Below are 12331 nucleotides of genomic sequence, written 5' to 3' on the forward strand. Positions count from 1 at the left end.
TTTTATTATTGAACTGCTCTCTTATCTTATCATGCTAAAACAACCACTACATCCACCCTAAAGCACGTAACATCGCCGCACCAATCGCCATGCCAAACATGCCTACGACGGTGGTAAACGCTAAGATATTGGCGGCTAATACATCATTGCCACCCATGGCTTTTGCCATCACGTAGCTGGCGGCCGCTGTAGGTGAGGCGGCCATCAAAAACAGCACGCCCATATGAACGCCCGTTAGCTCGAAGCTCAATCCTACTGCGATAGCGATTATTGGCGCGACGACGATACGGCCAATACTGGCTTGCATGGATAATCCTGAAGGATGTAGCATCGACTTTAAGTCAATACTGGCGCCTGCACAAATCAGTGCTAATGGTAATGCTACGGCCGCTAGTAAGTCGCCAGTCGTATGAATCACACCTGTTATCGGTGGTAGCGGCAACGCCTTATAAGCAAAGGCAGCTAGTAAAGCGATGATTAATGGATTGGTAAAGAGTTTTTTGATGATCATGGTGCTACGACTAACCCACGTATCGTCCACGCTTTTCGACACGCGACTGAGGGTAATCACAGCTAAAATATTAAATAATATCGTCACCACACCCATATATACCGCACCAATACTTAAACCGCGCTCTCCGTAGGCATTGGCAACTGTCGCCAGTCCAATAATGGCCATATTGCTACGAAATATACCTTGTACAAACACTCCTTGATCTACGGGACGACTGACAAAATGCTTGGCGTAAATCTCTGCCCCAATAAATAGAATAAAAGTCACTAAAATACCAGCAACTATCAGGGTAATTTGCTTGCCATAATCCACATTACTATCGACGACACTGAAGAAAAGCAAACAAGGCAGACAGTAATTAAAGACGAAGTTTGAAGATTGATCGATAAAGCTCTGGCTTGCCTCGCCGCGTATTTGCATAAAAAACCCCAACCCCATTAACACAAGGTTGGGCAGTACAATAGTAATCGCAAAAACAATGGCTTCGATCATAGATAAGCTCGGATCAGCAATATGCTCAAAGCTATGTTGTCAAAGCCATGAGCATATACTTGTTATAGGTCGGATTAAATAATGGAAGATTAAATGTTATAGAGTGCTACATTATAGAATGAGATATTACAGTGTAGTGCATATCTATTTATGATCTGGTTTTTTGACCCATTTACCGTCAGCACTTTTTTCGTAGACATTCTCAACGGCAGACCATGCGGTCGCAAACCAACGTGACTCCTCATCATACTGTTTACTCGCACTATTAAACGCCGCACGAAAGATTTCTTGTGCGTGTTTGGGTAAGTTGTCTTTTACCGCATCCGGTAAGTCTGATAATTTATCATAAGGCATAAAAGCATTCCTTGTCTGTAATCGACTATCGACATCATCTTTAATCATTCTATTCTACCTATTATTTGTTCTCAAAACAGAATAGAGCCATATTATGCTGTTTTTAAATTGTTAAGAATATTGTTAGGCGCTTTACCATAAAAAGAGCCCATAACTAAACAACGTTATGAGCTCTTTTTATCATTCTTTATTCATTGTTCTTTTTTTAGTGATGTTTTACGACAAATTTAAAGCTGCTGCGACTTTTTTCTGCTTCTTGACGGTCATGGCTAATAATTGAATGGCGGCAGGCGTGACTCCACTCACGCGCCCAGCTTGGGCAAGTGTAGCAGGACGGACTTGCGTGAGCTTCTGCACAATCTCATTTGATAGCCCTGACACGATGCTATAATCAAAATCAACAGGTAGCGCGGTGTTCTCCAAGCGCTTCATTTGATCAATCTCTTCTTGCTGACGATCAATGTAGCCGGCGTACTTGACAGAAATTTCAATCTGCTCACCCACCTGTGCATCGACTTGCGAATCAGTAATCGAAGCGATATCGGCAAAGTGGATTTGCGGACGTTTGAGCAGATCAAAAGCAGTTGCTTCTTTGCTAAGTACTTCGCCTGTTTGCTCAGTGACTTTTTGCCCTAGAGCATTGGCAGGGGTTGCCCACATATCTTTTAGGCGAGCAGACTCAGTAGCGATAGATTCCATTTTCTGCTCGTAAGCCTGCCAGCGCTCATCATCAACCAAGCCAAGCTTACGACCCGTTTCAGTCAAGCGTTGATCCGCATTGTCTTCACGTAGCAATAGACGATACTCAGCACGGCTAGTAAACATACGATACGGCTCAGTCGTGCCATGTGTAATCAGATCATCGACAAGCACGCCAAGATAGGCTTCATCACGGCGCGGTGTCCACGTTTCAAACTCGCTATTATTACTAGTGACGAGTGCAGCATTCGTTCCTGCTAGCAAACCCTGCACGCCTGCTTCTTCGTAACCCGTCGTACCGTTGATTTGACCTGCGAAGTACAAACGATCAATAGATTTGGTCTCAAGCGTTGGTTTTAGATTTTGCGGATCAAAATAATCGTATTCAATCGCATAACCGGGACGGGTAATGTGCGCGTTCTCTAACCCTTTCATACTATGAATAAAGTCTAATTGCACATCAAATGGTAAGCTGGTTGAGATGCCGTTTGGATACAGCTCATGCGTCGTCAGACCTTCTGGCTCAATAAAGATTTGATGACTGTCTTTATCAGCAAAGCGGTGAATCTTATCTTCAATCGATGGGCAATAACGTGGACCCACGCCTTCGATTTTGCCAGAGAACATCGGTGAGCGATCTAAATTCTCACGGATAATGTCATGGGTACGCGCATTGGTATGGGTGATATAGCAGTTGACCTGCTCAGGATGCATCGACACATCACCCATATAACTCATCACTGGCAATGGCGTATCGCCTGGCTGTACGGTCATCACACTAAAGTCAACGCTACGTGCATCGATACGTGCGGGTGTGCCAGTCTTTAAACGTCCAACTGGCAGCTTAAGCTCACGCAAACGGTCAGCCAACTTGATCGAAGGTTGATCCCCTGCGCGTCCGCCTTTTGAGTTCTCAAGACCAATGTGAATGACACCGCCCAAGAAGGTTCCTGAAGTCAGTACCACAGTTTCGGTATTAAAGATAATGCCAGTCGAGGTGACAACCGCCGTCGCGCGACCATTTTCTACCAAAATATCATCAGCACCTTGTTGGAATAAATCAAGATTAGGCTGGTTTTCTAGCGTTTCACGAATGGCGGCTTTGTACAAAATGCGATCTGCTTGCGCACGGGTCGCGCGCACGGCAGCGCCTTTACGACTGTTCAATACACGAAACTGAATACCTGCTTTGTCCGTCGCCAATGCCATGGCACCGCCCAACGCATCAATCTCACGTACCAAGTGTGATTTACCGATACCACCAATCGCTGGATTACAGCTCATCTGCCCCAGCGTCTCAATATTATGCGTCAACAGCAAGGTCTGCGCGCCCATACGTGCGGCCGCCAGAGCAGCTTCAGTACCGGCGTGACCGCCACCGATGACGACCACGTCGTAATGTTTTGGATATTGCATGCATGCCTCGCTTGACAGATAACGTCAATATAAATAGAGAAAAATAGTCACCAATTATAGCAATTTTTAGTCGGTATTCATATTATTACCAGGACTCAGCGGTACAATGCGATCTGCGTGACCACTACCTAGCATATGCTGACTACCATAACCCTCTGGATTAATCTGCAAGTAGGCATTCATCTGCCCAATCGCATCACCGTCATCACTGGCTAAGATCTGACCTTTAATCAGTTCAACGGGTGGCAGTGGTAAGTTTTTGAGTAATGCCAAGCGCTGATCGTTATCACCCTTATTGACAACCAATTCAATTAGCTGACGCGCATCAATCGGCAAATCTGGCGTATTTTGTGCCATCAAAGCTAAATGATAAGCACCAGCCGTGTCTTGATCCGCAACGACACGCTGCTCAATGGCTACATAAGTCGCTTCAGTTGCACCGCCTGCCACACTGAGCTGATGGATACATTTGAGTGCTGAATTCGGCTCATTGCCCGCAATATCAATAATACGCGTGGATTCATTTTTTAGGTGTTCACGGCGCTTCTCGATAGCCGCTTGCTCGAGCACTTCTTGTTGCTTATTTTTTTGATCAGCAACTTGTGGTTCAGTAAGTTCATTATTATTTAATTGATTATTCATAAGTCTCTCTTATTATGTAAACTGGATTTATCTTGAACACTATATGGGGTTAAAACCTATAAAAACAATCAATTGCACAGACAATAAAAAACCCGAATAACCATTTTAATCTATTAAGAAAGGTCATTCGGGTTCACTGTGCTTTGATATCACGCTTTGCGTTTAGACATTAAGTTAGTCTAATCATGCGAGTAAATATTAAGCAGCAGGGCTGTTTGCTTCAACCAACGGCTTAAGCTCACCTGATTGATACATTTGTAAAATGATGTCAGAACCGCCCATCAACTCGCCATCAATCCATAATTGTGGAAACGTTGGCCAGTTGGCAATTTTTGGTAATGTTGCACGGATTTCTGGGTTTTCTAAAATATTGACAAAGGCAAATGGACGACCGATTTGGGTAAGTACCTCAATCGATTTAGCAGAAAAACCACACTGTGGAAACTGCGGTGTCCCTTTCATATAAAGAATGACTTTATTGTCTTTAATTTGATCACGGATCAGTTGTTCAACATCGTTTGCAGCGGTATTTGGGGTTTGCTCACTCATAAAAGCTCCTATTGATAAAGCGGTTCATTGAAATGGTTATTTATATGACAAAATAGTACTATGAAGATATGGTTGATACATGGGGCGATTGCCACGGTATTACAAGCAAAATCTATATACTGGTCCAGCCAATCGTTATTTGGCTTCGACGACATTAGGGACTAATAATACCACGGCATTGGCCATAATGCCCTCTTGCCGACCGGTAAAACCTAGTTTTTCAGTCGTTGTGGCTTTGACACTGACATGTCCAATATCAGTTTGCAAGTCACTGGCGATATTCTCACGCATGGCCTGATTGTGCGGGGCAAGTTTTGGGCGCTCACACATCACCGTAATATCAGCATTGCCAAGCATATATCCTGCCGCTTGCACCTTGCTATAGACATAACGTAGCAATACTCGCGAGTCCAGACCCGCATGCGCCGCATCAGTATCTGGAAAGTGCTGACCGATATCGCCAAGCGCCAAGGCACCCAACAGCGCATCCGCGAGTGCGTGCAGTACTACATCGCCGTCAGAATGCGCCAGTAAACTATGGCTATGCTCAATAAGCACACCCGCTAAGATGACGTATTGCTGCTGCTGACCATTATTATGAAAAGCATGAACGTCGATACCTTGACCAATTTTTATCATTGTTATTCCAAATTAAGCGTGATTAAAATAATTGACAATCACTATCTAAATTTTCAAAGCTATTTTCTGGCAGTCAGGCCGTATAGCTCGCCACCAGTTTTAAATTAACTGGTATAATGTGACGCTTATTTTATCATAATACCCAGTCCAAGCGATAAGTCTAAACGATGAGATAACCCTGTCAACTTACTAAGCCTATTAAAGGCGTTGTAGTGAGGTCAGTGGTATTTCAAACTTTATTTCAAATTTGGACAAGGTATAAAAAGTTGAGCCGTTCTATGTCAGTCATGCCAAATACTTCAAGCATATCCGTTTCTGATTCTTTCAGCGCCCAGCGCCCTTTGACGCTTGCCGATATCGACAATCCTAGCAGCAAGCATGTGATTGTTGGTATGTCGGGTGGGGTCGACTCTTCCGTATCGGCTGTCTTGCTTCAGCAGGCAGGCTTTAAGGTGGAAGGACTGTTTATGAAAAACTGGGAAGAGGATGACGGCACCGAATACTGCACAGCGATGGATGACTTAGCCGACGCGCAAGCCGTATGCGATAAAATTGGTATCAAGCTGCATACGGCTAACTTTGCCATGGAATATTGGGATCGCGTTTTCGAGCATTTCTTAGCCGAATATAAAGCTGGCCGCACGCCAAATCCAGATATTTTATGCAATAAAGAGATTAAATTTAAGGCGTTTTTAGACTACGCACTCACTCTAGGTGCTGATTATATCGCCACCGGTCACTATACGCGCCGCAGTGTGAATTACAAAAATGACAACGATACCGAAGTTGCGCAGCTATTACGTGGCTTGGATAATAACAAAGATCAAAGTTACTTCTTACATGCCGTTGGCGGCGACAAAATCGCCAAGACACTGTTCCCAGTTGGTGAGCTTGAAAAACCGGTCGTACGTCAAATCGCGGAAGAGCATGACTTAATTACGGCTCATAAAAAAGATTCAACGGGCATTTGCTTTATTGGTGAGCGCCGCTTTAAAGACTTTTTACAGCAGTACTTGCCTGCCCAAAAAGGCGATATCGTCACAGACGATGGCCACATTATCGGCTCCCATGATGGACTTATGTATTATACCTTAGGTCAGCGCGGTGGCATCGGTATTGGTGGCGTCAAAGATCGCCCCGAAGAGCCATGGTTTGTACTCGCAAAAGACTTAGATAAAAACCGCTTAATCGTTGGTCAAGGTCACGAGCACCCAATGATGCTGAGCAATGAGCTGCAGGCTTATAAGCTTGACTGGGTCGATGGTCTACCTCCTGCAGCTATATTTAGCGCTGAAGGCTTACATTGTATGGCAAAGTCGCGCTATCGTCAGCCAGATCAAGCCTGTCATGTGTTTGCTATTGATGATAAAGGTTTGGAGGTGAGAGCTGTATTTGACGAGCCACAACGGGCGGTAACCCCAGGTCAATCAGCAGTATTCTATATTGATGAGGTTTGTCTAGGCGGCGGCGTGATTGAGTCTATCGATGCGCCTTGTGGGTTTTAGAATATATATAAAGAGCAAATAGATGCTTATCATTGCTTATACCATTTGGATCGCAGTTTTTTTATTGTTAATTATTGGAGCTTTTATATTCTCTAATAAGAATAACTCTAAATACTCTGCGAAGAAACGCAACTTAATTTTAGTGGCTCTAACGATTCAAATTGTCTGCTCACTCGCTTTTATAGCAGTTTTTATATCAGCAGTTTTTGATGTAGCTGCATCTGTTTAACCTTGATTGTTATTCGATAACCTCATAAATATTATAAGTTAACTGAGCAACTGGCTGTAGCTCAGAGGTAAATTGATAAAAACGAATGTCATAACTACCTACCGCCCAGCCCTCATAAGGTGTAAAACTGACCCAATTCTGATTGCTGTTAGCGACAATATTCTTTTTCTCAAATAACAATACTTGCCCTGTTTGATTATTGACCCATTTGACAAATACAAATGGGCTAGTAGGAACTTTTCCATCGGTGTCTAAATGTGCAAACAGCTTAGCATTCTTATTTATTGTTGCCGTATCTAAAGAGCCTGATGGCATCACAGGGTTTGTTGATAGTTTCACAGTGCCTACTAAGGGCTGATTGTCATTCGACTTATATAACTCTTCAACAGCACGCTCAGCAAAACGCCTTTTATCATCGATTACTTCGCTAGCACCCTTCGCCATAAACTTATCTACATACTGCCCAAGCACATAATCTGGCATTTTATCAATCATCTCTTGTGCTTGCTGCTCTGAGTAGTCCTTAATAGAAGGAGATGAATCATCGGCATTTGGCGCAGTTGATACGTCTGCGTCTGCATTACTTGCGTAATTTTTTAGCTCTACTAAAGGATTTTTGGTTTGATTACCTGCGTTTTGATTTTTTGTAGATATAGGCATTTGCTGCTTTGCTTGCATAATTTGATCTATCTGCTGCTTAGTTATGAACAGATAGGTGGCTAAGCTACCTAAAACGAAAGCAACCAGAACTGATGAGAAAAATAAGGTTTTGTCTTTCATAAGATATTAATTGTTTAATAATATAGTTGATTGAGGTGAAGACTTCTAACTATGACTCTTAGAACATAAAAAAAGCATCCACTACTAGTGTGAACGCTTTTAGAAATGAATCGACTTATCTTTTAAGCCGATAGAGATTATTTAGCACATTGAACTATATAACCGTTGAAATTAAGGCTACCAGCAGATATTCCTCCAGAAACTTTAGAGCCTAAAGTAACAGTATTACCCGAACACTCATAACTACTCTCTTTACCTCCATTAACTTTAGGAATTGCGAAAGTACATGTGCTTTCTTTAGGCACATATACATTTTTACCTTCAGATTTACATTTAGCAACAGTAGGCTGTGGTGGTGGAGTCGGTTTTGGTGGATTAGAATCATTTGGTACTTAAGGTTTAGGGGTTGAAGCGGTATTACCACTACTATCAGAATCACCGCCACAAGCAGATAAGCCTAAAGCTGCACCTAAAAGCATTACACTCATCAATTTATTCATAGTGTAGTCGTCCTTAAATAAGTCATTAGTTGGTAAAAATACAGTCTTATTTAATCAGTTCTGTTTCTGCAATGCAACACAAATATGAACAAATGTATATTCATAATAAAAGATATAGTTCGACTTAATTCAGTAGATCTATATGTTAGATTATTAATAGCTTCATTAATTTATTAGCTTATAAAAAAACCTCTAAACCTGATGGTAATCGTCACTTTTTTATACCAACTCTTGTTATAATCATGCCATCAAAAAATCCCTACTTACTTTATGTAATGATTTACTCACTCTTAATCTAAAGGATGTTTATGACCACCTCTTTATCTGCCTTGACCGCCCTCTCTCCAATCGATGGTCGTTACGCGTCCAAAGCCGACAGCTTGCGCCCCTACTTGTCTGAATTCGGTCTAATCAAAGCGCGCGTGACGGTTGAGATTCGTTGGTTACAGTCGTTGGCGGATAATAGCGCAATCGGTGAATTAGCAGCGTTTGATACCGATACCAATGCGTTTTTAAATAGCATCGTTGACGATTTTAGCGAAGCGGATGCGCAAGCGATTAAAGACATCGAAGCGACGACCAATCATGATGTGAAAGCGGTCGAATACTTTATTAAAGATAAGTTTCGCGGGAATCAGCAGTTAGAAGATAGCCTAGAGTTTATTCATTTTGCTTGTACCAGTGAAGATATCAACAATCTATCATATGCATTAATGCTAAAAGACAGCCGCGAAATCGTCGTTGCTAAAATGCAGCAAGTCACAGATAGCATCGTTGATTTGGCGATTACCCATGCTGATCAACCCATGTTGTCACGCACACATGGTCAAACGGCTAGCCCAACGACACTTGGTAAAGAGATGGCAAACGTGGCTTATCGTTTAGCTCGCCAAATCAAGCAAATCGGTCAAGTAGAGCTACTCGGTAAAATCAATGGCGCAGTTGGTAATTATAACGCTCATTTTTCCGCCTACCCTGATGTTGATTGGCAAACGCATGCTGAGCAATTCATTAATGAGCGTTTAGAGCTGACCTTTAACCCTTATACCACGCAGATTGAGCCGCATGATTACATCGCTGAATTGTTTGATGTGGTCAAACGCTTTAATACGATCCTAATCGATTTTAACCGCGATATTTGGCAATATATTAGCTTAGGCTATTTTAAACAGCGCCTAAAAGAGGGCGAAGTGGGTTCGTCAACGATGCCGCATAAAGTCAACCCGATTGATTTTGAAAATTCTGAAGGTAATTTAGGCGTTGCTAATGCCATGCTTGCTCATTTGGGTGAAAAGCTACCAATTTCACGTATGCAGCGCGATTTATCAGACTCTACCGTATTACGTAATATCGGTGTTGGTCTGGCACAGAGCATGATTGCGTTTGACGCTTGCTTAAAAGGTGTGAGCAAACTTGAGTTAAATGCACAGCGCTTAAATGACGACCTTAATCAAGCACAAGAAGTATTGGCTGAGCCGATTCAGACAGTGATGCGCCGCTACCGCGTTGAGAACCCTTATGAGAAACTTAAAGCCTTAACTCGTGGTAATGCCATGACTCGCGAAGCGATGCTGACATTCGTTGAAAGTGACGAGTTAGCAGCCGTTAGCGATGCGGATAAAGCACGTCTACGTGAACTAACTCCAGCGACCTATATCGGTAATGCAGCTGAGCAAGCACGTACGATTAAAGAGTGGATTGCTAAGCTTTAATCATTAGCTATGAATAATTGCTAATAATTAAAGAAGCGTGCAAATGCATCGAAACTTTAACTCTGTCATTGTCAGTACTGTAGCGGTATTTATCGTCATGGTACTGGCAAGCATTGAGCCTCTAGAGTGGTCAAGCTACCTACTCCATCAATTAGGCACGCTGTTGTTTTTGGCATTAATGCTGTTTGCGTATCGCTACTGGCATATTAGCTCACGCTCCTATGCCCTTGCCTCAATATTCCTCCTCATTCATATCATAGGCGCACGCTATCTATATTCGTATGTGCCTTATGATAACTGGACAGAGCGGCTATTTGGTATAAGCCTAAACGAGTTGTTTGGTTGGCAGCGCAATATGTATGACAGGCTCGTACATTTTAGCTACGGGCTATTGCTGTTCAATGCGATGGTTGAAAGCTCAAAATCTATCTTTAAGATATCATCCATCAAGCTTTTAGTCGCTATCGCCCTCATGATTAATATGTCATCGAGTCTGCTGTACGAGCTACTTGAATGGGGAATTGCAGCGACTTTATCACCAGAAGCGGCAGAGGCTTACAATGGTCAGCAAGGCGATATTTGGGATGCCCACAAAGACATGGCATTAGCGCTCCTCGGTGGGCTGATTGCGGCAGGCATTCTTTTATTTAAGGCTTCTATTCAAACTCGTAGCTTCAAACAATAACCGTTAAATAACAGCCTTTTAAAACAGACACAAAACGATTGCTAAAGAATAAGTTAATCGTCCTTTTTGTCGTCATCACTGTCACCCGGTATGATAGCTTTGCCCACAGCGACGGTACCTTTTACCACGCCCTTGGTGGTTTTATAAGCAACTTTGGCAGGTACGGTCACTATCTTGTGTACACAGGCTTGTAGTAAAAACACGCTAGCGATGATGACAATAAAATGTAATTTTTTCATAAATTTCCTACGATTGATGGGATGTTCTGACAGTAGCTATTGATATTGATACTGTAATACTCGCTATCAGATAGGCGATAATCATAAACTATTAAAACCTTCCTATAAAGCACTCCTCACTATTAATCTTATACCCATTTTTAGATATGGATTTATCAATGACCTCAACTCCCCTTTGTTTACCCGACTCTATTACGCCTGAGCAATTCTTAAATGACTATTGGCAAAAAAAACCATTACTTATCAAGCAAGGTTTACCGCAATTGATTGGAATGTTTGAGCCAGAAGACATGCTTGGCCTAGCACTTGAAGAAGACGCTTCGGCGCGCCTGCTTATCCAAGCTGCAACTAAGCAAAAAGGTGCGCCACAATGGCAACTCAAAAAAAGCCCATTGGCTGAAACTGATTTTGATAACTTGCCAAAACAATGGACTGTGCTGGTTCAGAATATGGAACAGTGGTCACCTGAGCTTGGGCAATTGTGGCAAGCCTTTGACTTTATTCCGCAATGGCAGCGTGATGATATTATGGTCTCATATGCGCCCAAAGGCGGCTCGGTGGGCAAGCACTATGACGATTATGATGTATTTTTAGCGCAAGGATTTGGGTCTAGACGTTGGCAGCTTGGCAAATTCTGTGATAAGAGCACTGAGTTTGTCGCAGATGAGCCAATCAGGCTTTTTGATGATATGGGCGAGATCATATTTGATGAGATACTAGAAGCTGGTGACGTGCTCTATGTACCGCCAAAACTCTCGCATTTTGGGGTTGCTCAAGATGATTGCCTGACCTTCTCTTTTGGCTGTCGTCGTCCAAACTTAATGCAAATTATTGATAGCCTAGCTGATATCGCCACCAATGACAGCGATTTATTTATCCCAATGCTACTACCACAAGCGCTGCAAGCGTCAGGTGAATTGCAAGCAGATAGCATTGATGCGATTAAAGACCAGCTATTACAAATGCTGCAATCTGAGCGCGGAGACGATATCATTCGTCAAGCAGTGTCGGAAGTCGTGAGCAAACGTCAATATGATGCGCTGGTACCCGAAGAAACGGTAGATACTGATGAGCTGATGCAAGCTTTATCAGAAGGTGCAACGCTGCAAGCCGACTATAGTAATCGCCTACTCTATAGCCAAACTGATGATGGCATCACGCTATACGCCAATGGTCAGCGCATTGACGGGCTTGACGAGGCAGCAGGCGCTGTATTGGTGCGTTTGGCAAATGGCGAACACCTAAATAGCCAAGATGTGACGGATATTGATGCAGATGACTTGAGCGAATGGCTAGAGAACGGCTGGGTATGGATCGACGCGGCTGAATAGCTTTTAATGCGATTTTATTAAATTTGGCTTATCCAACCATAAGAA

General features: G+C 42.9%; 13 protein-coding genes. 5 read left to right on the top strand and 8 right to left on the bottom strand.

Translation table 11 applies throughout. The features are described 5' to 3' along the window. Positions 1-46: 46 nt before the first annotated feature. The 6 genes from CXF65_RS02955 to ispF form a co-directional block, all read right to left on the bottom strand. Entirely contained in the window at positions 47-1006 is a 960-nt protein-coding gene (locus tag CXF65_RS02955) for an AEC family transporter (RefSeq protein ID WP_025653314.1), read from the bottom strand. Between the two features lie 144 nt (positions 1007-1150). Then, positions 1151-1360, bottom strand: a complete 210-nt coding sequence (locus CXF65_RS02960; RefSeq protein ID WP_025653313.1) for a ChaB family protein — start codon at positions 1358-1360, stop codon at positions 1151-1153. A gap of 216 nt (positions 1361-1576) precedes the next feature. Further along, positions 1577-3475: a tRNA uridine-5-carboxymethylaminomethyl(34) synthesis enzyme MnmG gene (mnmG, locus tag CXF65_RS02965; protein WP_025653312.1), complete on the bottom strand. Its 1899-nt coding sequence runs from the start codon at positions 3473-3475 to the stop codon at positions 1577-1579. A gap of 66 nt (positions 3476-3541) precedes the next feature. Continuing rightward, a complete protein-coding gene (locus tag CXF65_RS02970; RefSeq protein ID WP_101210986.1) occupies positions 3542-4117 on the bottom strand; it encodes a hypothetical protein in 576 nt (191 codons plus the stop codon). A gap of 198 nt (positions 4118-4315) precedes the next feature. After that, complete coding sequence (grxD, locus tag CXF65_RS02975; RefSeq protein ID WP_025653310.1) at positions 4316-4666, bottom strand: Grx4 family monothiol glutaredoxin; 351 nt, start codon at positions 4664-4666, stop codon at positions 4316-4318. Positions 4667-4801: 135 nt separating this feature from the next. Next, positions 4802-5305 carry a 2-C-methyl-D-erythritol 2,4-cyclodiphosphate synthase gene (gene ispF, locus CXF65_RS02980; RefSeq protein WP_037025748.1) on the bottom strand — a complete coding sequence of 168 codons (504 nt, stop codon included), beginning with the start codon at positions 5303-5305 and terminating at the stop codon, positions 4802-4804. Between the two features lie 287 nt (positions 5306-5592). On the opposite strand from ispF, the gene mnmA reads away from it, so the two are divergent. Continuing rightward, on the top strand, positions 5593-6810 hold the full coding sequence (mnmA, locus tag CXF65_RS02985) for a tRNA 2-thiouridine(34) synthase MnmA (RefSeq protein WP_413771503.1): 1218 nt from the start codon (positions 5593-5595) through the stop codon (positions 6808-6810). A gap of 22 nt (positions 6811-6832) precedes the next feature. Further along, positions 6833-7039: a hypothetical protein gene (locus CXF65_RS02990; RefSeq protein WP_025653307.1), complete on the top strand. Its 207-nt coding sequence runs from the start codon at positions 6833-6835 to the stop codon at positions 7037-7039. 9 nt (positions 7040-7048) lie between these two features. Here the strand turns inward: CXF65_RS02990 and CXF65_RS02995 are convergent, their stop codons facing one another. Further along, positions 7049-7699: a hypothetical protein gene (locus tag CXF65_RS02995; RefSeq protein WP_227523185.1), complete on the bottom strand. Its 651-nt coding sequence runs from the start codon at positions 7697-7699 to the stop codon at positions 7049-7051. Positions 7700-8627: 928 nt separating this feature from the next. Here CXF65_RS02995 and purB point away from each other — a divergent pair. Both purB and CXF65_RS03005 read left to right on the top strand, forming a co-directional pair. Continuing rightward, positions 8628-10031 carry an adenylosuccinate lyase gene (gene purB / locus CXF65_RS03000; RefSeq protein ID WP_101210987.1) on the top strand — a complete coding sequence of 468 codons (1404 nt, stop codon included), beginning with the start codon at positions 8628-8630 and terminating at the stop codon, positions 10029-10031. A 43-nt stretch (positions 10032-10074) separates the two neighbouring features. Then, on the top strand, positions 10075-10716 hold the full coding sequence (locus CXF65_RS03005) for a DUF2238 domain-containing protein (protein WP_101210988.1): 642 nt from the start codon (positions 10075-10077) through the stop codon (positions 10714-10716). A gap of 53 nt (positions 10717-10769) precedes the next feature. On the opposite strand, the gene CXF65_RS03010 is transcribed toward CXF65_RS03005, so the two are convergent. Further along, positions 10770-10955 (bottom strand): NF038104 family lipoprotein, encoded by a 186-nt coding sequence (locus CXF65_RS03010; protein WP_025653303.1) that lies wholly within the window; start codon positions 10953-10955, stop codon positions 10770-10772. A 158-nt stretch (positions 10956-11113) separates the two neighbouring features. Between CXF65_RS03010 and CXF65_RS03015 the strand changes: the two genes are divergently transcribed. Next, entirely contained in the window at positions 11114-12286 is a 1173-nt protein-coding gene (locus CXF65_RS03015; protein ID WP_101210989.1) for a cupin domain-containing protein, read from the top strand. The last annotated feature ends 45 nt before the right edge of the window (positions 12287-12331 follow it).

The organism is Psychrobacter sp. Sarcosine-3u-12 (genome assembly GCF_002836005.1).
In the GTDB taxonomy this organism is placed as follows: Bacteria; Pseudomonadota; Gammaproteobacteria; order Pseudomonadales; family Moraxellaceae; genus Psychrobacter; species Psychrobacter okhotskensis.